This window comes from Hyphococcus sp. D3-15 (genome assembly GCF_055809375.1).
The window spans coordinates 3852203-3874550 of sequence record NZ_CM147910.1 but is presented as its reverse complement, the minus strand read 5'-3'; the positions used below and the strand labels follow the sequence as shown (position 1 = coordinate 3874550).

General features: G+C 58.6%; 19 protein-coding genes. 10 read left to right on the top strand and 9 right to left on the bottom strand.

The features are described 5' to 3' along the window. The first annotated feature begins 129 nt into the window (after positions 1-129). Both AC0L8G_RS18645 and AC0L8G_RS18640 read left to right on the top strand, forming a co-directional pair. Entirely contained in the window at positions 130-429 is a 300-nt protein-coding gene (locus AC0L8G_RS18645; protein WP_473385661.1) for a hypothetical protein, read from the top strand. Next, positions 401-3187: an Ig-like domain-containing protein gene (locus AC0L8G_RS18640; protein WP_473385660.1), complete on the top strand. Its 2787-nt coding sequence runs from the start codon at positions 401-403 to the stop codon at positions 3185-3187. The genes AC0L8G_RS18645 and AC0L8G_RS18640 overlap by 29 nt, the downstream gene beginning before the upstream one ends. On the opposite strand, the gene queG is transcribed toward AC0L8G_RS18640, so the two are convergent. Together queG and AC0L8G_RS18630 are read right to left on the bottom strand one after the other, a co-directional pair. Beyond that, entirely contained in the window at positions 3184-4308 is a 1125-nt protein-coding gene (gene queG / locus AC0L8G_RS18635; RefSeq protein WP_473385659.1) for a tRNA epoxyqueuosine(34) reductase QueG, read from the bottom strand. The two genes, AC0L8G_RS18640 and queG, sit on opposite strands and share 4 nt — an antisense overlap. Then, on the bottom strand, positions 4283-5041 hold the full coding sequence (locus AC0L8G_RS18630; RefSeq protein ID WP_473385658.1) for a glutathione S-transferase family protein: 759 nt from the start codon (positions 5039-5041) through the stop codon (positions 4283-4285). The genes queG and AC0L8G_RS18630 overlap by 26 nt, the downstream gene beginning before the upstream one ends. A 113-nt stretch (positions 5042-5154) precedes the next feature. Here AC0L8G_RS18630 and AC0L8G_RS18625 point away from each other — a divergent pair, with 113 nt between their 5' ends. Then, positions 5155-6792 carry a hypothetical protein gene (locus AC0L8G_RS18625; protein ID WP_473385657.1) on the top strand — a complete coding sequence of 546 codons (1638 nt, stop codon included), beginning with the start codon at positions 5155-5157 and terminating at the stop codon, positions 6790-6792. Here the strand turns inward: AC0L8G_RS18625 and cysQ are convergent. Beyond that, entirely contained in the window at positions 6789-7586 is a 798-nt protein-coding gene (gene cysQ / locus AC0L8G_RS18620) for a 3'(2'),5'-bisphosphate nucleotidase CysQ (protein ID WP_473385656.1), read from the bottom strand. The two genes, AC0L8G_RS18625 and cysQ, sit on opposite strands and share 4 nt — an antisense overlap. A 52-nt stretch (positions 7587-7638) precedes the next feature. Next, positions 7639-7863: a hypothetical protein gene (locus tag AC0L8G_RS18615; RefSeq protein ID WP_473385655.1), complete on the bottom strand. Its 225-nt coding sequence runs from the start codon at positions 7861-7863 to the stop codon at positions 7639-7641. 144 nt (positions 7864-8007) lie between these two features. On the opposite strand from AC0L8G_RS18615, the gene AC0L8G_RS18610 reads away from it, so the two are divergent. Beyond that, positions 8008-9465, top strand: coding sequence for an undecaprenyl-phosphate glucose phosphotransferase (locus AC0L8G_RS18610; RefSeq protein ID WP_473385654.1), 1458 nt, complete (start codon positions 8008-8010; stop codon positions 9463-9465). 109 nt (positions 9466-9574) lie between these two features. Beyond that, positions 9575-10888, top strand: a complete 1314-nt coding sequence (locus AC0L8G_RS18605; protein WP_473385653.1) for a UDP-glucose dehydrogenase family protein — start codon at positions 9575-9577, stop codon at positions 10886-10888. 8 nt (positions 10889-10896) lie between these two features. On the opposite strand, the gene AC0L8G_RS18600 is transcribed toward AC0L8G_RS18605, so the two are convergent. The 4 genes from AC0L8G_RS18600 to AC0L8G_RS18585 form a co-directional block, all read right to left on the bottom strand. Then, entirely contained in the window at positions 10897-11409 is a 513-nt protein-coding gene (locus AC0L8G_RS18600) for a hypothetical protein (protein ID WP_473385652.1), read from the bottom strand. Positions 11410-11591: 182 nt separating this feature from the next. Continuing rightward, positions 11592-12956: an MFS transporter gene (locus AC0L8G_RS18595; protein WP_473385651.1), complete on the bottom strand. Its 1365-nt coding sequence runs from the start codon at positions 12954-12956 to the stop codon at positions 11592-11594. Next, positions 12953-13729 (bottom strand): lysophospholipid acyltransferase family protein, encoded by a 777-nt coding sequence (locus AC0L8G_RS18590; RefSeq protein ID WP_473385650.1) that lies wholly within the window; start codon positions 13727-13729, stop codon positions 12953-12955. The genes AC0L8G_RS18595 and AC0L8G_RS18590 overlap by 4 nt, the downstream gene beginning before the upstream one ends. Positions 13730-13741: 12 nt before the next feature. After that, complete coding sequence (locus AC0L8G_RS18585; RefSeq protein WP_473385649.1) at positions 13742-14353, bottom strand: TetR/AcrR family transcriptional regulator; 612 nt, start codon at positions 14351-14353, stop codon at positions 13742-13744. Between the two features lie 456 nt (positions 14354-14809). Between AC0L8G_RS18585 and yajC the strand changes: the two genes are divergently transcribed. From yajC to AC0L8G_RS18560, 5 genes are all read left to right on the top strand, one after another. After that, positions 14810-15151, top strand: coding sequence for a preprotein translocase subunit YajC (yajC, locus tag AC0L8G_RS18580; RefSeq protein ID WP_473385648.1), 342 nt, complete (start codon positions 14810-14812; stop codon positions 15149-15151). A gap of 39 nt (positions 15152-15190) precedes the next feature. Further along, positions 15191-16420, top strand: a complete 1230-nt coding sequence (locus AC0L8G_RS18575) for a SecDF P1 head subdomain-containing protein (protein ID WP_473385647.1) — start codon at positions 15191-15193, stop codon at positions 16418-16420. After that, positions 16323-16826: a SecD/SecF family protein translocase subunit gene (locus tag AC0L8G_RS18570; RefSeq protein WP_473388910.1), complete on the top strand. Its 504-nt coding sequence runs from the start codon at positions 16323-16325 to the stop codon at positions 16824-16826. The genes AC0L8G_RS18575 and AC0L8G_RS18570 overlap by 98 nt, the downstream gene beginning before the upstream one ends. Positions 16827-16837: 11 nt before the next feature. Next, a complete protein-coding gene (gene secF, locus AC0L8G_RS18565; protein WP_473385646.1) occupies positions 16838-17803 on the top strand; it encodes a protein translocase subunit SecF in 966 nt (321 codons plus the stop codon). Between the two features lie 599 nt (positions 17804-18402). Beyond that, positions 18403-21513 carry a TonB-dependent receptor domain-containing protein gene (locus AC0L8G_RS18560; RefSeq protein WP_473385645.1) on the top strand — a complete coding sequence of 1037 codons (3111 nt, stop codon included), beginning with the start codon at positions 18403-18405 and terminating at the stop codon, positions 21511-21513. 193 nt (positions 21514-21706) lie between these two features. Here the strand turns inward: AC0L8G_RS18560 and AC0L8G_RS18555 are convergent, their stop codons facing one another. After that, positions 21707-22306, bottom strand: a complete 600-nt coding sequence (locus AC0L8G_RS18555) for a superoxide dismutase (protein WP_473385644.1) — start codon at positions 22304-22306, stop codon at positions 21707-21709. Positions 22307-22348 lie beyond the last annotated feature (42 nt).

The window sequence follows — 22348 nt, the reverse complement described above, 5'->3', positions numbered from 1 at the left end:
TAATATGTCCGCCAAGCCTGTAAATTCGGCGATATGAAATCAATTCTAACAAAACCGTCAATGAACCTTTTGCGCGCACTCCGTTACGTTCACGTTCTGGTTGCGTCGGTCTTTGTTTGTGGGACATTTATGAGTTTTGAAGCACATGCCCGTGATATCGGTATTGTTGGCGACTTCACCGATTTTGTGGATGCGGCGAATAAGGGTTTGCTGCCATCTGCGAAAAAACGTGGACGCAAGCCTTGTGGTCCCGGTGTAAAACAGCGCCTTAGCCAGGCCGCGCTAATCGCGCCATTGCTCGCAATGGAAGGCTGTCTCACGCTTGGCGATGAAGGCGGCGCTTTGGTGACGGATCAGGAGCCCGTGGGCGGGGTCGGCCCGACGACCGTTCAGGCCGTCGATGATTCTGAATTTTCATGCAGATATTGACGGCGAGCTGTTCATCGCGCCATCCGACCTGCTTGCAAACGACCAGGCGCCAGAGGGCGTGACGCTGGAGATCGTCCGCGTGTTTGGCGCGACACATGGCGAAGTCGTGCTGGTCGACGGGCTCATCCATTTCACGCCGGATTTCGGCTATGAGGGCATGGCGAATTTCTTCTACGAAGTTCGCGACAGCAACGGCAATCTCAGCCAGGCAAGCGTTGGCATTCATGTTGGCGAGCCCGTAGAGGGCGGTCATAGCGGCGGCGGACATTCCGGCGGTATGGCGCATCCGGACGATCCCGACAAAATGTCAGAGCACATGGCGATGCTTGAACTGGTTCCGGTTGAAGACGCGACCCATGTGGCTGTGAATAACGGCTCGTGGTTTGATCCCAACACCTGGCAGAACGGCGTCATTCCCGGCGACGACGCAAAGGTCTACATCCCCGAGGGCATCGAAGTTCTCTATGATGGTGAAAGCGCGGTCTCGCTCTTTACTGTTCGTGTTGACGGCGCGCTGGAATTCGCGACGGACAAAGACACCTTCATGGAAGTCGATACGATGGTCGTCACGCCTGCAGGGCGTTTGACTATTGGCACAATCGACAATCCTGTGGCGGCGAATGTGCGGTCGGTGATCCAGATCGCCGATAACGGCCCGATCGATGTTGGCTGGGACCCGCAATTATTGTCGCGGGGATTGATCAGCCATGGCGAAATCAATGTGCATGGGGCGTTCAAGGACACCTTCTTGAAAGTCGCCGCCGACCCTATGGCCGGCGATACGTCCATGACGCTTGAGAGCGTGCCTGCGGGCTGGCAAGTCGGCGACCGCCTGGTCCTGACCGGCACCCATCTGACGGCGACCGAATATCCAAAATCCGGGGAGCCTCGCAATAGCGACACTGAGGATGAAGAGCTGATCATCACCAGCATCTCCGGCAATGTCATTCATTTCGACCGTCCGCTGGAATATGATCATGAAGGCGCGCGCGCAGACCTTAAAGCCTATGTGGCGAACTATACGCGCAATGTTGTGGTCGAAACGGAAAATGCTGACGGCCTTCCGCCTTCTCAGCGCGGTCATGTGATGCTGATGCACTCGGACGATATCGATGTGCGCTATGCCGAATTTTCCGACCTTGGGCGCACGGACAAATCGGTGCGCGCTGTCGATGTGGCCGATCTCGACACGGTTGAGAGCGACTCAAACATCAAGGCCCGTTACGCGTTGCACCTGCATCGCGTCGGCGTCGACGATCCCGAAAATCCGGCTGTGCTTGTTGGCAACACGGTATGGGGTTCGCCGGGCTGGGGCTTCGTGCAGCATGATTCCAATGCGCTCATGACCGACAACGCCGCCTATGACACATGGGGCGCCGGCTTTGTCGCGGAGACCGGCAACGAAATCGGGCGCTGGTCGCATAACATCTCCATTAAAACCACCGGCACGGCGGGTGGTCCCAAATGGCATGAAGATGTGCTTGCCTTCGATCTTGGCCGCACGGGCGCGAATTTCTGGTTCCAGGGACGCCTGGTCGACGCTGTCGACAATGTGGCGGCCGGCTCGCCCGGCGGGCATGGCTTTGTCTATATGTCGCGCGGCAACGGCATGATCGATGTGAAGACGTCAACCGCGGACCACCCTGAAACGCTGCACTATTTTGACTATGTGCGGGTGAACCTGCCGTCTATTTCGCAATTTGAGAATAACGAAGCGATTGCGGTGCGCGTCGGCGTGCAGGTCGTCAAGGCGAACTCGCAGCAACATCATGACGATCGCACTGTGCTCGCTGATTTCCTGGGTTGGGAAGTTGAGACCGGCGTTCACATTCAGTACACGGCCCATTATACGCTCGAAAATATAGACGTTATCGGCGCCACGCAAAAAGGCGGCGGCGTGGCGGGCTGGCGCGGCATTGAGTTCGGTCCGTCCGTCATTGATACTGTTGTGAACGGCGCCAACATCGCCGGGTTCAGAGACGGTATTAATTACTCCAAGAGCACAACAGGTTTGAACGAGTCTTTTGACGGATCCTGGGATTATGTGTTCATTGATGTCAATTTTGAGGACACTGTAAACCACATCCCGAATCTGGGTCCTGAAGATACGATCCTGTCGAGCAGCGATTTACGTTCCGGGCCACTGTTGTTCGACCCCGATTATGACGGCATTTGGGATGTGCCAGCCAAGGGCGGCGATTATTTCGTACTCAGCGCCACGAAGACCGATGGCATTGGCGAAGTCGACATCTCGCCGGAATGGGATCCCGAAAAAATCAACTTCCTCTCGGTTCGCGCCGCGATTCAGAAGGAAGGTTACTGGACCTTGCCGGACGGCCGAATCGTTACGCAGGTCGAACAATATTACAGTGACCGCGTAACCGGTGAAATCGACAAGATCTCGCATTTTGTTTATTGGGAGCAGAACCTTGACGGGCTTGAGGTCGCGCCGGTCTATCACGGCATTCTCGATCTCGACAGCAATGTGCCGATTGCGCGTGCTGACTTTGCGACGACCGGCGTTGAAGAACGTGTCGTCATCGACGTGCTGGCGAATGATTACGATCCCGATGGCGATCAAATTCAGGTCGACGGCATTGATCAGCCGACCCATGGCTCAGTCTTCCTGAACGACAATGGAACACTGACCTATGCGCCTGATCCGAATTATGTCGGGTCCGATGAATTCTGGTACTGGGTCGAAGATGACAATGGCAACTTCGCCAAAGGCCATGTCACCGTCACGGTGGAAGTTTAGTCCGCCGCTTCCCATTCCGTTCTGACGTCTTCGTCCGTTTCTGTCGCAAGATGTTGGCGGCGAAACATGTCTGTGGCGTCGGGCCTTAACTGCCTGAGCGCCCAGACAGCGGCGCCGCGCACCAGCGGGCTTTCATCCTCCAGCAATTTTTCAGCGCTTTCGGCGAGCTGCGCATCACCGGAATTGCCGATTGCGATCAGCACATTGCGCAGGAACCGGTTGCGCCCGGTTCTTTTTATCGGCGAGCCGGAAAACAGCGCGCGAAATTCCGCGTCATCGAGCGCTGCGAGGTCGCGCAACAAAGGCGCACGCAATTCTTCTCTGGCGTGAAAGGCGCTCTCGCGCGCATGGGCGGCGAATTTGTTCCATGGGCAAACCGCCAGGCAATCGTCGCAGCCATAAATGCGATTGCCCATCGCCTTGCGAAGCGGGCGCGGAATCGGCCCTTGATGTTCAATGGTGAGATAGGAAATACAGCGCTGCGCATCGAGCTGGTAAGGCGCGGGGAAAGCCTTGGTGGGGCAGATGTCGAGGCAATTGCTGCATGACCCGCAATGATCGCGCTCGGCTTTGTCGGCGGCGAGGTCGAGCGTTGTGAAAATCGCGCCGAGAAACAGCCATGACCCGAAATCGCGCGAAACCAGATTGGTGTGCTTGCCCTGCCAGCCGAGACCTGCGCGCGCCGATAGGGGCTTTTCCATCACCGGCGCCGTATCGACAAACACTTTCACCTCTGCGCCCGTCTCTTCAACAAGTTGTCGAGCCAGGCGCTTCAGGCGTTTTTTCACGAGGTCATGATAGTCGCGATTTTGCGCATAGACGGAAATCACGCCGTTTGATTTGCGCTCAAGCGCTTGCAGCGGATTGTGATCAGGCCCGTAATTCATGCCGAGCATGATCACGGATTTTGCTTCCGGCCAAAGCGACTGCGGATGCGCGCGTTGATCGGCCCGCGCTTCGAGCCAGCCCATATCGCCATGGCGGCCGAGCGACAGGAAGCGCATCAGTCTATCCCGGATCGTATCGGGCAGCGCTGCTGCTGCAAAGCCGACAGCATCAAATCCGCATTCGCCGGCCCATGCGCGAATGCGGCCCTCAACTTCGTCCGCAGCGGCTGACATTAAAAATCCGGATTGTCGTAATGCGCAGGCGGGGAAGGCCGTCTATGCGGTCGCGCAGGATCGGGCGCATGGCGGGCCGTGATTTCAGCCGCGCATACCAGTCTTTCACCGGCGCGAATTTTTCCCACGGCACAAAGTCTATGTAGTCGAGCGCCGACAACTGCGCCGCCGCAGCGATATCGGCGACGGTCATGCGCTCACCCGCGAGCCAGTGCCGCTTGTCGAGCAGCCAGGCGGCGTAGTCGAGATGCCAGGACAATGCCTCGGCGCCGGCTTTCAACAATTCATAATCCGGCTGGCCGCGGCGCATCAGCCTTTTGTCGACGCGTTCGCGCAAGGTGAAGGCGGAAACATCCGCTTCGAACTTGTCGAGAAACCAGGCGCTGAGCCGCCGGGTTTCCGCTCGCGCGGCTGAGGTCGCCGGCATTAGCGGGTCGTTCGTATAGGCTTCTTCGAGATATTCGATAATGGCGCTGACCGGCGAGATAGAGATTTCGCCCCCGGTTGGCGGTTCATCAATCAGCACCGGCACCGTGCCGGCGGGGTTCGCCGCGCCGAGCGCGCCATCGTCATCAGCCCAGGGTCGCTTTTCCACAAGCTGAACCGGCAGGCCCTTTTCCGCCATGAGAAGACGGATGGCCCGGGAGGCCGGATCGAGGGGCATATGTAAGAGGGTGCGCATGGCCGCTGACCATAGCAGCGCCGCCGCGAAGTCAAAGGCGGAATCGGACATTCCGACCCTAAATTCCCGTTAAAGGCGAGCCATCGGCAGGCGGCTTGCAATGCACCCGCCGAGGCAGGGCCGCGCAGGGGCCTTGCTGTGGGATGAATGCAAAGGTGTCTCAAATGAATACAACGGCCGCACAAGACCGGATTGAGCCTGATTTCGCATGGCGCGCTGGCGCGCCGCGGGCCCGATCCCTGGCGATGAGCCTGTTTTCCTGGCGCCAGCCGGGCTGGGTGTTTTTGTGGTCGATTGGCGCCGCGTCCCTTTTTGTGGCCGCCGCTGCTTTCTCACCTGCGCTGTTAAGCCTGTCGCCGACAGTGGACATGATCGGGCCGATCGCCGAAGCGCGCGCGGTCGTGGCGGGCGAAGCAGATCTCGCAACGCAGGATGCGCCGTTTCATCTGATGCTGTTGATGGCGGCGGACATTTTCGTGGACGCGCCGGGCCGCGTTCACCTGGTGGCGAAAGCCATCGGCGCGGTGCTTGTTCTGTACAGTTTTGCGTTTCTCGCCACCACCCGTTTTCCGGCGTTGTTTGCGACGCTCGCGACGGCCGGTCTTGCGGCCTATGTGGCGGCGCCGTTTTCGAGCGCCGCCGAACTTGGCGTCGCGATGTTCCTGATTTGCGGTCTGTCGTTCCTGTCTGGATCGGCTGAAGAAGGCCCTGTTCGCGCCCGCATTGAGGGCGCGTTCGCCGGCGCCTTGCTGGCGGCTTTGTGGCTGCTCAATCCGGCATTCGCGTTGATAGGTTTTATCTTGCTGTCGGCTTGTCCGTTTCTGACCGGGCGTTCCGGTCTGTGGCGTTACGCCTGCGCCCTTGGCGCATTCGGATTGATTGCAGCGATCATGGAATTGATTGCGCCGGGCATTAACCTCGCGCGCGCCGCCGCGGCGCCTGAAGCGTTACAATTGCATGCGCTGCTGACCGGCGGACAAAGCGCCATCGGGCTTGGCGGGGCGGCCTATGGCGCGCTCATGGTCATACTCTCAAGCGCTGTGTTTGGCGGCGGCGCCCATTGGAAAAACTGGGCGGCGTCTTGCGGGTTGATGGTTGCGGGTCTTATCGCGGCAAGGCTGACAGGCGCGAATGCATTGCCGGTATTCGCCTTCGCGGCGGGCCTTGCATGCTTTTCGGTTTCCTCGCCCTTTTATGACGGGCTGTTTCGCGATCATGACCGCGCCAGTGTTGCGACAGCGCTTACAGCCGCCGCGCTGACCCTGTTTTGGACGGGGGCGATTGCAATCCATGCGGCCGGGCAATTCTCGCTGCAATATCAGGTGGCGAAATCAGCGCCGGCGGATATTCGCAGCGAATTGGCGCTGGTTCAGCCGGGCGGGCCGACCATTGCGAAATGGGTGGAAGAGGGGCGGTTCTCCACGCCGGAAGCGCGGGAGTTTTTCGCGCTGACGCCCGTGGATCAGTCGGCGATGTTGCTGGAGGCCGCCTCGCGCGCCCGCAAGATCGCGGCGGTCGGGCTTGATGTGGCGTTCCTGACCGGCGCTGATACGGCCTGCGTCCTCGCTGAAAAGCGCGAGTGCCATGCGGATGGCCCGGCGGCGGCGCATGAAGCCAGCGTCGTTTTCGTTCCGCGCCTTGATATGGACCCGAAGACCGAAGAGGCGAAGGGCCGCGCGGAAGTGCTGCTCTACACGCAATTCAAAATCGTGGAACGCACGGCGCTTTGGGATATCTGGATGCGTCAGGACGCGATAGCGCCGGCGGGGCTGTTTCCCTCAACGGAAACAGTCGCTCGTTAGCGCGCGCCCCAGGCGATGAAATGCGGATTGTCAAAACCGCGCGCCCGCTTGCCGTAAGAAAGCAATTCGCCTTCCGGATGCACGACAACCTGACCGCCGGCGGCTTCCAGCACCGCCTGGCCGGCGCCGGTGTCCCACTCCATGGTGCGGCCGAAACGCGGATAAATATCTGCGGCGCCTTCTGCAACAAGGCAGAACTTCAAAGATGAACCGGCGGCGGTGAAGTCGCTTACATTGAGCGTGTCGAGATAGGCGTCGGTTTCCGGCGACCGGTGCGACCGGCTTGCAACCGCAACCATTCCGTCTTCAGGAGCCGTCCGCACCCGGATTGTTTCACGCGCGCCCATGACGCCGTCTTTCACAGCGGCTTTCCAGGCGCCCTTTGGGCCGCCGAAATACAGCCTGTCGCCCGCCGGCGCATAGACCACGCCGAAGGTTGGGCGGCCATGCTCGATGAGGGCGATGTTGACGGTGAACTCGCCGGTCTTTTTGATAAACTCTTTGGTGCCGTCCAGCGGGTCGACCAGAAAGAACCGGTCGCCGAGCGCGGGCGGGATCTTGCCTTCGGACGCGCTTTCTTCCGCGAGCACCGGGATCTGCGGCGCGAAGGCGGCGAGGCCGGCGAGGATGATTTCTTCGCCGAGCTGATCTGCTTCGGTGACCGGCGACGCGTCTGCTTTGGTCTCCGCGGTGAAATCGCGGGCGTAAATTTCCATCGCCGCAGCGCCGGCTTTCAAGGCGAGGGCGCACAGGGCTTCGGACAGTGTTTCGTCTGTGAAATGATGATCGCTCATCGTCACTCCTTGGCGGTGGCTGTGTGAAAAGGCAACCGGTGATTTTGCCGCGCTAGCGGAAGGCGACAATCGTAAAGGCTGCGGTCTGGCGAGGCGTCAGGCCGGGCGCAGGCAGGATTTCCTGGATGATCCAGCCTTCGTCGGCCAGTTGGTTCAGGCGCGTCTGCAGCGCCGCGGCGGCGGCCCGGCCATAATCTCGCTCATCGGCGAAAAGCCCGATGGGGCGCACTTTGGCGTCCCGCCAGCTTACGTGGAACGCCGCAAACTGTTTCGACATGGCACAGGTAACCTTTTTGACGTAAAATAGTCGTATTCGTAGTCAATTGACATTCAAGCATCGGGCCGGTCTTTTCCGCGCGGATATCCGGGCGTTATATGGCTGGATGAGAATGGCAGGAAAGGACTGGGAGCGGTAGTCGAAATGGGGGAGCAACTGAGTACCGGAGTAGATCATTTTTCGACTGACGGCGTCCGGCATCGGGGGCCGGTGGCGCGCGCGCTGTTTGGCGACATCGTGCAGTTTGTCGATTTTATCGTGGTCATCCTGACGGCGGTAGGCGTTGCGTGGTTTTACCATGCCTTCGCGCTCAAATCGGAATTCGATCTGCAATATTACGCCGCCGCCGGGATCATGGGCGCAACCGGTCTGACCGCGTTGATGCGCCGTGACGGATTTTACGATTTCGACCAGATTGCGAGAGCCGAACATTCCGTTCGCGCCATTCTTTCGCGCTGGGCGCTGGTCCTGCTGGGATTGTTGGCGTTCGGCTTCGCCCTGAAAATTTCTGACAACTTCTCGCGCATCTGGCTGTTGGCCTGGTCGGGGACGACCGTGATGTCGGTGATCGCGGTCCGGATTTCGGCCAACGCATTTGTTCGAAAAATGAGCCGCGATGGCGGCGTGTTCGCGCGCCGCGTCGCCGTGGTCGGGGCCACGTCGCTTGGCGTGAAGTTCGCCGAGCAAGCCAAGGCTTCGCCTGCGGGCATCATCATCACCGGTATTTATGACGCAGGGCTCGCGGACCAGGGCGATGTGAATCTCAACGGCATCAATGGCGATCTCAACGATCTCGCCTTCGCTGCGCGCAATGGCGAAATCGACGACATCGTGATCGCCGCGCCGCGCGCGTCGAGCGACGACATGCAGCAATTGGTGCGCAGGCTTTCAATACTGCCGGTGTCGATTGCGATCTGCCCGAATATTCACTGGCTCGATCATCTTGGCGGCGCCATCACCCGCGTTGGCGGCGTGCGCGTCTTGTCGCTTTACCGCCGTCCGCTGGAAGGCTGGGGCAGCGTCATCAAAACGATCGAGGATTATGTGCTGGGCGCGTTGGCGTTGATCGTGCTGTCGCCCGTCATGCTCGCTGTCGCCATCGCCATCAAGATGCAAGGCAAGGGGCCGATCCTGTTTGCGCAAAACCGCCATGGCTTCAACAACGCCGTGTTCAAGGTCTACAAATTCCGCACCATGACCGTTGCTGAAGACGGCGATGTGGTGACACAGGCGAAGGTCGGCGACGCCCGCATCACGCCGCTGGGCGGTTTCCTGCGCCGTTACAGCCTTGATGAGTTGCCACAGTTGTTCAACGTCATTCGCGGGGAAATGTCGCTGGTGGGGCCGCGCCCCCATGCGCTCGCCCATAATCACCAATATGCGCGCACCATCGAAAACTATTCCGGCCGCCATAAGGTGAAGCCCGGAATCACCGGCTGGGCGCAGGTCAACGGCTTTCGCGGCGAGACTTCCGAGAATGAACAGATGGCGGACAGGGTGCGCTTCGACCTCGCCTATGTCGACAACTGGTCCTTGTGGTTCGACATTAAAATCCTGTTTTTGACGGTCAAAGCAGTGGTTTTTCCGACAAACGCCGTTTAAGACCCCGGACGAAGACCATAGCGTCTTTGCAGTATTTTTTGCTTCGCCTTGTGACCCGCGCGCCGTCGCTTTCAGGATGCAAGACGAGAAATTACGGTAGGATTTCGCCATGCGCGTCACGATGATCGGCACCGGCTATGTTGGACTGGTTTCCGGCGCCTGTTTCGCAGATTTCGGTCATGACGTGGTTTGCGTCGATAAGGACCGCGCCAAGATTGAGAAGCTCGAAAAGGGTGAAATCCCGATTTACGAGCCGGGTCTGGAAGCGCTGGTTGCAGAGAATGTGAAGGCCGGGCGCCTTTCCTTCAGTCTCGATCTCGCCGCCTCAACGCCGAATTCCGATGCGGTCTTCATTGCGGTCGGCACGCCGTCGCGGCGCGGCGACGGCTTTGCTGATCTTTCCTATGTCCACAAAGCCGCCGAAGAGATCGCCGAAGTGATGGACGGCTTCACCGTCGTCGTGACCAAATCAACCGTGCCGGTCGGCACCGGTTCGGAAGTGGAAGCGATCATTCGCAAGGCGCGCCCGGGCGCGGATTTCTCCGTCGTGTCCAATCCTGAGTTTTTGCGCGAAGGCGCTGCAATTGAAGATTTCAAACGCCCCGACCGGGTCGTTGTCGGCGTCGAAGATGAGCGCGCCAAAAAGGTGATGCGCGAATTGTATCGTCCGCTCTATTTGAACGAGACGCCGATTGTGTTCACCAACCGGGCGACGTCTGAGCTGATCAAATATGCAGCGAATGCGTTCCTCGCCACCAAGATCACCTTCATCAACGAGATGGCCGATCTGTGCGAAAAGGTCGGCGCCAATGTTCAGGAAGTCGCAAAAGGCATCGGCCTTGACGGACGCATTGGCGGCAAGTTTCTGCATGCGGGCCCCGGCTATGGCGGTTCATGCTTTCCAAAAGACACGCTCGCGCTGGTGCGCACCGCGCAGGTCCATGACTCGCCGATCAAGATTGTAGAGGCGGTGGTTGAGGCAAATAGCGCGCGCAAGAAAAAGATGGCTGACCGCGTCATCGCTGCTTGCGGCGGGTCGCTGAAAGATAAAACCGTCGCCGTGCTGGGCCTTACATTCAAGCCGAATACGGACGATATGCGCGATGCGCCGTCGCTCGATATTGTGCCGGCGTTGAAGGCCGCGGGCGCGACTGTGCGGGCCTTCGACCCCGCCGGCATGCATGAGGCGCAAGGCCTGTTGAAAGACATCGAATATGTCGACGGGCCCTATCAGACGCTTGAAGGCGCGGACGCTGTCGTCATCATCACTGAATGGGACGAGTTCCGTGCGCTTGACCTTGAGCGCGTGAAGTCGCTGATGAAGTCGCCGGTCATGGTTGATCTGCGCAATATTTACCGCCCTGATGAAATGGCGGAATCCGGCATCAGCTATCACTCCATCGGCCGGCCGACAGAACGCTAGGCGATGCGCTAGGCTGCGCGAAGTTTCTTGAGGATTGCGTTTTTGCGCGAGCCGCTATGGCGCGACGGCGCGGCGATGTCGAGGCGCGCGCGGCTTAGAATGTCCGTCGTCACCATCGGCGCTTCGCTGCGGAACAGCGTCTTGCCGTCATCATCCACATAGATCACGTAGAACCCGCCTTCCGCATTCAGCGCATGGCGCAGCAATGCCGGATCGAGCCAGTCCATGGGCTCGCCATTCTGGCGCGGGGTCGCTTCGCCATAAACTTCCATCACCGACACTTCTTCGCGGATCAATGCGGCGATGGCGGGTTTCAACAGCCGGCGCTGCATCTTGCAGGCAGGGTGATTGGCGCTTGAACCGATAATGAACAGCGTATTGCGCGGCGAAAATTTCTTCACCGTCTCCGTTTGACGGAGACTTGAACCGATCTCTGGGATGAGATTAGGCCGGAAAGAGGCGAGTGCTGCGATGAATCCGAAGACGAGGCAGATCGCGATGATGGCGAAGGTGAGTTCCATAGCCTGGGGAAATTACCGTTTCGTCCTTGCCGTCCCGTTAACCGGATCTGACTAAGGCCCCGGAAAACAGGCGTTTTCGCCTGAGAAATCCCTTGCGCGCCAGAAAAACGCCGGGCGGGCGGGAAGGTTAAGAAAGTCTGAATATCACGCGGGGGGCGGGGGCGACAGCTACGTTTCTGCAATTATTGCGCTTGTTGCATTGGCGGCGACGCGTCCGACAGCATTTCGTCGTAAATTCCCTCGGGCATTGTCCGCTTTCGATAAAACATGATCGCGCCAATAATCAGCATGGCGATCCCGGCGGCGACAAAAGCCAGGCGCGGGTCAGCGCCGGTTCGGGTGACGGCCAGCACCGAAAGCGATCCGGGAATGGCGAAGGCGGCGTAAGAAAAAGCAGCGGCGGCCATGATCCGCGCCCGCACCTCGCGCGGCGCCCGGCGCTGCATCGCTGCTTGCAGGGGCGCAATGTAAACGCCGGTGAGGGCGGCGGTGAGAATAAGGACGCCGATCAATAGCAACCCGCCGCCAGAGCCGAAAATGCCGCCAAGCGTCAGCGGCGCTTCCGGCGTGCCGGCGGCGAGCGGGGTCACCAGGTAAATTGAGGCGCAGGAAATGCCGCCCAGCGTTATCGCGCAAGCCGAGGCGCCTAGTCCGGAGCGCCGCTTGGAAAGGCTCGCGGCGGTAATGGCGCCGATCCCGGCGCCGATCGCGAAGAAGCCGTTCAGCGCGGCCCAGACCAATGGCGTCGCCTGCAGCGCATCGCGGCCGTAAAGCGGAATGACGACTGTCAGTGCGGTTGAAAGGAAATAGAAAACCGCGGCGCCAAAAAGCGGCGGCGCGACCCCGCGCGAGGCGAACACCTGACGGAACATGAAGGCGGTTTGCGCAAAGCCGTTAAAACTGAGCTTCAGGGAAGGCGAGTTTGCAGCGGCGTAAGGCGCGCGCCACGCAGCGGCGAGGCCGATGCTGGATGCGGTAACTAATGTCGCGCCGACCATGACGCCGCCGCCGGGCAGCACAATCAGTGATCCGCCAAAGAGATAGCCCAGCAAAATAAAGCCGAACAGGCCGGCATTGCAGAGCCCGTTGCCGCGCACCAGTTCATCGACGGCGAGATATTTCGGCATCGCCGAAACCCGCACCGGTGAAAAGAACGCGGACTGCGCGCCCATGGCGAACAACATGGCGATGGCGACGATGCCCCAGCCAAATGCGAAGGCGGCGCCGGCGGTCAGCATGAGCGCCAGTTCGGAAAGTTTTGTGCGGCGAAACATCATCGAGGTTTCGTATTTATCCGCCAATTGTCCTGATACGGATGAAAAAATCAGGATCGCCGCCGGCAGCAGCGTGCCGATAAGCGGGACCACATCATCCGCGCTGGAAAAAATCGGCACGGAAATCACGCCCGCCGGAATGCCGATCAGCAGCGCCTGACGCAGCGTGTTGTCAGCAAATGTTCCAAAGGAAAGCGCTGTCCACATGGGCAGGAAGCGCCGTTGGAAAAACAGCGGGGCCTTGTCGGTGGTGAGGGATTGAGAGACGGTCAACTGGTCTGCTTCCCAGGGTCAGGGAGTGTGGCGCCGATATCGACGCCTTCCGGTTTTTCCTCGCCCAGAAGTTCAATAGACCGCGCTTCGACCATCGCCTCAAGCCGCGACATGAAGGTCTCCTTGTCGAGGCCCGGTTCAATGGGGTCGAGAAATTCAATCACAGCCTCGCCAGGCGTCAGGCGCCAGCTTTGCTGCGGCCATCTGAGGCCCAGATTGGTGGCGACTGGCGCTGCAGTGCACCCATAAGCCTCATACATGTGATAGACGCCTTTCTTATAGCGATATTGCTGGCCGACCGGCGCCAGATTGCCTTCCGGGTAAATCAGGATGCGGCGATTCTGGGCCTGAGCGTTCTTCAGTTCATTATCAACGAGACGCGCGCGCGCATAGGCGCCGCCGCAGTTGTCGACGACGATCGCGCCCATCTTGCGCAGCAATCCGCCGACCAGCGGGAAATTTTCCAGATGATCGCCGGTGACGAAGGCGAGGTCGTGAAATTGCGAGAATATGAGGAATCCATCGCCCCAGCTCTGGTGTTTCGCCGCGATGATGCAGGGGCCGTCAGGCACTTTCTCCTTGCCGACAACGCGAATGCGAATGCCTGCCAGCACGCGCATCCATAAGCACATAGTGCGTGTATATAGCTGGATCCATGTCATCAGGGGTTTGCGGCTGGGGATCGCCAGCAAGGGCAGGGCGCCAAGCACATAGAGCGTTGACGTCACCCAATAGGCAGCCTGAAACAGCAAAGATCGTATCGTGATAAGCATGACGACATTCCCTCAGGATTTAAGCACGGCGATGACGGCGCGCGCGAGCGGCGCCTCATGCGAACGCAAATCGCCGGTTACGCGGCCGTAAATTTTGTGCAGTGCGGTCTGGAGCACGACCCCCAATGCGGCGGCGGTTTTCGCGGCTGCATCGCCCTCCGGCAGTTCGCCTTTGTGCATCGCCGCAATTACGACATCCTCAACGGTCTTCACCAGATTCGCGCCGGTCGCATTGGCGGATTTCTCCGCATAGGGAAGAAAACGGTGGGTGGTGAGGAGGTGATAGGAAAACAAGGTCCAGTCTTCATCAGCGGTGCTGACATAGGCGGCGACAATGGCGCGCGCTTTGTCTTCGATTGTGTCGGCGCTGGCGGCAGCCTGCGCAATCTGGTCAGCCAGACGCGCATGGATGGCGAAGAACATGGTTTCGCTGAGGGCGTCCTTGCCGGGAAAATGCCGGTACAAGGCGCCTTCCGACACGCCGCTCGCCGCTGCGATCTCGCGGGTCGTCACGGCGTCGACGCCGCGCTGGCAAAACAGCATTAGCGCCGCCCGCTCAATCCGCGCTTTTGTGGTGCCGGCTGCGCCGGTGACTCCGCGTTCTTCGGTCTGTTCCGCCTGCATCTGGCCTGTCCCTCTCCCAGCGCTCCCGCTTCCCCGCGACGCAAAGTCGATGAAAAGCGGATACAGTGAGCGTTCACTCACATATCTAGCAATGGCATTTGCGCCTGTCAAGTGAGCGCTTACTCACATTCTTCGGTGGCCAGGCGGATGGTGGCGGCTCTGGCTGTGCGGCGTGCTGGCCGGGGCGCGACCGCGCGGGATGGCGGATGAGGGGGCGTCATGCATCATTCGCGCGGCGCCGCGTTGATCATGTCAGGTCATATGACAACGCCCGCCAGACCGATTTCACGAGGCCGCAGGAAGCTTAATTCGCGAAGCGCCGTCGTTGCGCGAAGCGGCGCATTGCAACCGGGTTCGGGATTGCTATATATCCCGCGAACTTGCTGGCGGGGCAGGGCGGGCTAAGCGGCTCATCTTCTTAATGTTCCGGCCATCGCTCAAGGGAGTTAACCACTGATGTTCTTCTCGCCCGCATACGCTCAGGCCGCCGACGCCGCCGGGCCGAACCCGCTGCTCAACCTGGCGTTTCCGGTCATGATCTTCGTGATCTTCTATTTTCTTCTCATTCGCCCGCAAATGACGGCGCGTAAAAAGCATCAGGAAATGGTCTCCAATGTGCGCCGCGGCGACGTTGTGGTCACCGCCGGCGGCATTGTCGGCAAGGTCACCAAGGTGCTTGAAAGCGACGAAGTGATGGTTGAACTGGCTGACAATGTGACGGTGAAGGTCGTGAAAGCGACACTGACCGATGTGCGCAACAAGACGCAGCCGCCTGCCAACGATCAAGACAAGAAATAAGAACAGACGCGATCAGCGCGCCGCATCCGGACCAATTACATGCTCCAGTTTACGAAGTTCCAGACTGCCGGCGTCGCGCTATTGGTGTTTCTCGGCGCACTCTTCGCTTTGCCCAACTTGCTTTCGCAAGAAACACGCGATTCTTTGCCGGGCTTCATTCCGAAAGGCACGATCAATCTCGGCCTCGATTTGCAAGGCGGCTCGCATCTTCTGTTGAGCGTTGATACGGGCAAGGTGATTGATGACCGGATGCGCGCCACGATGAGCGACATCCGCCGGGAAATGCGTCCGAATCGCGCGGCGAATCGCGACCGCATTTCGATTGAAAGCCTTTCCTATAACGATACGTCGGGCGTGATTTCGATGTTGATTGCTGATCCGGCCGATGCGGAAGATGCTGAAGAGCGGGTGCGCGATGTGACGCGCGGCGGCGTCGGGGGCGCGCTTGGCCTCGGCATGCGCAGTTACACAGTGACCGCTGACGGCGCGCGCATTGAAACCGCCATGACGCCGGAAGCGCGTCGCTTTTATGCGGACGAGGCGGTGCGCGATTCCATCGAGGTGGTGCGCCGCCGTATCGATCCAGCCGGCAACAAGGAAGTATTGATTGCGCCGCAAGGTCTCGACCGCATCGTTATCCAGGTGCCGGGCGATAATGATCCTGAAGCGCTGAAGAGGCTGATCAACCGCAGCGGCCAACTGAGTTTTCACCGCACCGATCCGACGGTCAGCTATCAAGACGCCATCGCAGGTCTCTTGCCGCCAGGCCGTATCTACGCGACGTTTGCGTCGCTTGAAGGGTCAGGGCGCCCCGGTCTCGTGCTTTATGAAGATGCGGAAATCACCGGCGACATGGTGCAGACAGCGTCCGCCAGCCCGAGTTCCGATGGCGGCGGGTTCCAGATCAATTTCACTTTCGACAATCGCGGCGCCCGTCGTTTCGCCGATTACACGCGCAGCAATGTCGGCGCGGTTTTCGCGATTGTGCTCGACAATGAAATCATCTCTGCGCCGACCATCCAGACGCCGATCACTGGCGGTTCGGGGCGCATCACCGGCAACTTCACGGCGCTTGAAGCATCGCAGACGGCGCTGCTTATTCGTTCGGGCGCTTTGCCGGCTGAACTGGAGACGATTGAACAGCGTTCTGTCGGCGCCCAGCTCGGTCAGGATCTCGGTCGAGGCAGGCGCCAAGGCGCTGATTATCGGTTTCGTCGCCGTCATTATCTACATGATCATCAGCTATGGACGGTTTGGCGTCTACGCTGACTTCGCGCTGATCGCCAACATTATCCTGATCGCCGGCCTGTTGTCCTTGATGGGATCGACGCTGACCCTTCCGGGGATCGCCGGCATCGTGTTGACCATCGGCATGGCGGTGGACGCCAATGTGCTGATTTTCGAGCGCATCCGGGAAGAAATGCTGGCGGGCAAGCCGCCGATCAAGGCGGCGGAAGTCGGCTATGACAAAGCGCGTTCTGCGATTATCGACGCCAACATCACCACCTTCCTTGCGGCGCTGATCATGTTCCAGCTCGGCGCAGGGCCGGTGCGCGGCTTTGCGATCACGCTGGCTGTGGGCGTCGTCACCTCGGTCTTCACCGCTTATGTGCTGACGCGGCTTTTTGCGGGTGGGTATCTCCTCGCGAAACGGCCGAAAGAACTGAAACTTTAAAGGGCTGACCGATGCTGCTCAAACTGATCCCGGACCAGACGTCTATCGGCTTCACCCGAATGCGTTTTGTTGCGCTCGTTTTTTCGGCGGTGCTGGTCGTCGCATCGTTGATCTCGCTGTTTACGATCGGGCTCAATTTCGGCGTCGATTTTAAAGGCGGCGTGACCATTGAGGTCGCCGATGACGAGCCGATCGACATCGGCGCTGTGCGCACTGTTGTTTCGGACCTTGGTCTTGGCAGCGTCGACGTGCAGGAGATCCAGGATTTCGCCAATGCGGACGAAGCCGTTCTGATCAGGATTTCACAACAAGAAGCGACCGACTCTGACGGCGAGGCTAATCAGGAAACGGCGCAACAAGCCGCCTCCGCCGCGGTGCAGGAGGCGCTCAAAGAGCTGCTGGGCGAGGGTGTGGACTTCCGCAAGGTGGATGTTGTCGGCCCCACCGTTTCCGGCGAGCTTGTGCAAAAGGGCGCGCTATCGGTTGCGCTCGCGATCGGCATGATGCTGATTTATATCTGGCTGCGGTTTGAGTGGCAGTTTTCACTCGGCGCGATCGTCGCCCTTATTCACGACGTCATTATCACGCTTGGTCTGTTTGCAGTGACGCGGCTGGAGTTCAACCTGCCGATCATCGCGGCGATCCTCACCATTGTCGGCTATTCCATGAACGACACGGTGGTCGTCTATGACCGGGTGCGCGAGAATTTGCGCAAATACAAGCTCAAGCCCCTGGCGGAGCTGATCGATGTCTCCATCAACGATACGCTGACCCGGACGATCATGACCTCCGGCACCACCATGCTGGCGCTTTTTGCGCTCGCTATTTTTGGCGGCGAAGTGCTGCGCGGCTTCACGCTCGCGATGATCTGGGGCGTTATTATCGGGACCTATTCGTCGATTTTCGTCGCTTCGCCATTCCTGTTGGCGACTGACGTGAAGCGCGACTGGTCGAAAGCGGTTCCCGCCGGCGCCTGACGCTGCAGGCAACCGCAAGCGTTCCCAATTAAATCGCCCGGCCGGTCGCCTGTTAGTCGCCCGGTCAGTCGATTGAATAGGGAATCATTTTGACGCGGCGCTCGGCGCCAGGTCGGGATTTCGCGCGAAGAGTTTCAGGACGAAAAATTCAACCGCTGGCTGTTGTCCGGTTCAAGGAAGCGGCAACTATCCAGTTGATTGTGCGAGCTAATTTTTGCGGACTGCTCATCGCAAGCCGTCGAGTGTTCTCAACTGTGCAAAGTCAGCGGCAGCATTTTATAAGTTGCAAGTTATATTTTATAAGTTGGTGGCGAGGTTTTGCGCGATTTTGCACTACAGTCTAGCTAGCGACACCTACAGTACAGACTTTGTTCCGCAAGTAGTTCAGCAGTGATCGCGCGCGTCCGTTGATGCGTAAATGTCACAAAATCTCCGAATTGCAGCGGCTATTCGGCTTACTCGTTGACTCCATTGCAGTGCGCAATGCTTACTAAGTGCAATGTTGCTTACTTGCAGCATCATGTAGCTCACGGGTCATCTCACCGGGTGACGCGCAAGTTACTGAAAGTATTGAAAGTCAACGAAGACGGGGCAATTTAATGAAAACCACCAAAACAAAGCCGGGCGCTTTGCGCTCATGGCTGACCGCAGGTGCGTCCGCACTTGTCGTCGGCTGCTTCTCGACGGTGTACGCTCAGGACGATGTTGAAACCATTGAGGATGACGTTGTCCTTGATGAAGCAGACACGAGTGACCGTATCGTCGTCACAGGTTCGCGTATTGCGCGAAAAGAATTCACCAGCGCCTCTCCGGTGCAGGTGATTTCAGGACAGATCTCGCGTGAAGCCGGCCTGTCCAGCTTGGATGAAATCCTGCAAACCACGCCGCAATCGACAGGTTTCCAGATCGACCAGTCGTTTGTCGGTTTCGTGCTCGACAACGGAACCGGTGCGTCGCAGGTTTCCTTTCGCGGTCTAGATGCAGAACGGACGCTCGTTCTCGTCAATGGCCGTCGCATGGCGCCGGCCGGCGCTGGCGGCGCGCCGACCACGCCTGACCTGACGCTGGTTCCTTCAATCCTGGTTGAGCGTATTGAAAACCTGTTTGACGGCGCCTCATCGGTTTACGGTTCTGACGCCATCGCCGGTGTTACGAACGTCATTCTGCGGAACGACTTTGACGGCCTTCAGCTTGAAGTTGACGGTTCTGTTCCGTTGCAAGGCGGCGGTGAGCAATACACCGTTTCCGGCGCCTGGGGCGTTACTGGTGATCGCGGCTATATCGGGTTTGGCGGCGAATACAGAAAAATTCAGCGTACGCGGCTGTCGGATCGTGATTTCCTTGGCGATTGCGAAAGCGAACTTCACGTCACTGAAGCCGGCGAACTTCTCAATCTGGATATCGACTATCCGCCGGGTGTTACGATTGACAATTGCTATCTGTTCCCGCTGCAAAATCGCATGAGCATCACGCAATTCGGATCAGTCTATTATACGCCGGGTGAAACCAATATTGGTATTTCGAACTATTCGGAAACTAACTTCTTCGGCGATTTCGACTTGGATGGAGACGGCCTTCAGGATGTCGACATCAAGGATCCGTTCTACAGCCTCGGCAAGACGGACGATGTCCGCAATTCCGACTTCTTGTCCGAACAGGAAACTTATTCGCTCTATACTTACGGCGAATATGAAACGGATCTTTATGGCGGGATCACACCGTTCTTCGAGGTACTTTACGCCAGCCGTCAAACCGACCGCCGCACCGCAGGCCGTCAGATCTTCCCGGAAGTGGCGGGCAGCAACCCGTTCAACCCGTGTAACCTGGAAGGCATCCGCGGCAATAACTGCTTGGCCTTATTCGGGATCGAAGATGCGGACTATCTAGCAGCATCGCAGGACCTGTTGGGTTTTGACACCTACCCAACCGCAACGCCGATCATTGGCATCAGAGGCGACCTAAACGACGCTTCCGTCAGTGTCGACTTGCTGCGTCTTGTCGGCGGCGCCCGCGGCGAACTGCCGTTCCTCAATGAAATCCCAGGCTTCAGCGACTGGAACTGGGAAGCTTCGGGGACCTTCTCGCGTTCGGAAGGCAATGAACGCACGCAAGGCATTCACGCAGACCGCCTGGCGATCTCGCTGGACACCAGCGTTCTCAATGACGATGGCTCCATCACCTGCGGCGAAGGCATTCCGATGAGTGTGGAATGCGTTCCGGTTGACCTCTTCGCACCGAATGTCTACCGGACGGGACTTTCGCACTTAACGCCTGAAGAAGAGGCGTATCTCTTCGTCGATCGTACCTTCCAGACAGTAGTTGAGCAGACCATTGCAACGGCGTCGCTTTCTGGCATCGTCGGTCAAGTGCCATGGAACCAGTCTGATATTGCTCTTGTTCTCGGCGGTGAGTTCCGCAAAGACTCGATCAATTCCATTCCGGACGTTGTCGCCCGGGACGGTCTGCTGGAAAACTATTTCCAGGACTCAGGCGCGGTTGGTTCTCGCAACCTTTTCGAATTCTTCATCGAAACGGAATTTGACGTTCTGAAAGACCTGCCATTTGCAGAGGTGTTGACGCTTAACGCCGCTGCACGGTGGACTGAAGAAAGCAACTATGGTTCCAGATGGACATACAGCGTTAAAGGCATCTACAAGCCTGTGGACTTCCTGACGCTGCGTGGCACTTACGGCACCGCTTTCCGTGCGCCGAACTCTCGTGAGCAGTTCCTGATCGGGACGACAGGCTTCCTTACCGTGAACGACCCTTGTATCGTTCCGCTTGACGCTCGGATTGCTTCAATGACACCGGGCGGTCTTCCAACCTATGATGCGACGAATGACAGCCGATCCGCTTTCACACTTGATCAGTGTGCGAAGGAAGGTGTCGATCCGACATCCTTGGGGATTACTGAGAACCCCATTTCGACGACAACAAATGGTTCGCCGGAAGTTATTACGGGTGGCTTTGAGAAGCTGAATCCGGAAACTTCGCGTTCCTATACGGGCGGTATCGTTTTCGAACAGCCCTTCACTGACGCCTTTGCGCTTACATTGTCGGCCACGTACTACAATGTTAACGTCAAAAACTCGATTGAAGAGCCGACGCTGGCCAGCGTCATGAACCGCTGCTTCATCACGATGGACCCATCTTCAGATACGTTCTGTGGTCGGGTTAATCGCGACAGCGACGGCTTCTTGAGCCTGGTTGATACTGGTTTTATCAATATCGGGAAATTGACGGCGAAAGGCATCGACTACAACGCGCTGATCTCGAAGGATTTCGACGCCTTCGGCAAGCCGTTCGATGTTTCGCTTGATCTGCGCGCCTCTATGGTGCTGGAGCAAGCGGTTGAGATCCTCGACTCTTATGATGACAACAAGGGCGAGACGGACGTACCGACATGGCGCGGAACGGCCAACCTGCTGGTCTCGACGGGCGACCTTCGCTTCAACTGGCTGACCCGCTTCATCGGCGGCGGCGAGGAAGACGAGCCCGGCTTTGACTACTGGGAAGGCTGCCCTGCACCAGGCGCAAGCCGTCCGCTTTCGACTGGCGAGCTTTGCCAGCCGGTCTACTACACGGGTGACTACATGGTGCACAACGCGTCTGTGACTTGGGCGCCTGAAACCTGGTGTTCACCGTGGGCGTGCGTAACCTGTTCGATCGGGCGCCTGAATTGGTCGACGCTGATGGCGTGTTCTCAGTGAACAATGTTCCCATCGGCGTAGGCTACGACCTGAGCGGACGGACACTCTTTATGTCGGCTCGCAAGTCGTTCTAAACAGCGACGCCTTAAAAATGAAAATGGCGGGCTTCGGCCCGCCATTTTTTTTGCCATTCGCCAATAAAAAAGGCGCACCGCAGGTGCGCCTTTTCTTGTTCTCGAAATACGTTCCGCCGTTAGGCCTTCGCGAAATTCTCCGCAGCGAAGTCCCAGTTCACCAGCTTGTCGAGAAAAGTCTCGATATAAGCCGGGCGCTTATTCTGGAAGTCGAGATAATATGCGTGCTCCCATACATCCATGGTGAGCAGCGGGGTAACGCCGGCTTCGGTCAGCGGCGTCTCGGCGTTCAGCGTTTTGCGAACTTCCAGCTTGCCGCCTTTTGCGACCAGCCAGGCCCAGCCTGAGCCGAATTGGGTTGCGCCGGCGTCTGCGAATGCTTTCTTGAATCCCTCATAGTCGCCGAAAGCGTCATCGATGGCTTTGGCGAGATCGCCCGTCGGCTTGCCGCCGCCCTTTGGCGTCATGGAGTTCCAGTAGAATGTGTGGTTCCAGGTTTGCGCAGCGTTATTGAACAGGCCCTGATCGCCCTTTTCCGCCGCTGCGCGGACAATGTCCTCAAGCGGCGCATCGTCGAGCGGCGTTCCCTTGATCGCCGCATTGGTTTTATCGACATAGGCCGCGTGGTGCTTGTCGTGATGAAATTCGAGGGTGTTTTCCGAGATATGCGGCGCCAGTGCGCTCTTGCTGTAGGGGAGGTCCGGTAGTTCGATTGACATAAACGCCTCGTGTTGTTTCTGTTACCAAATAGGCGCCGATTA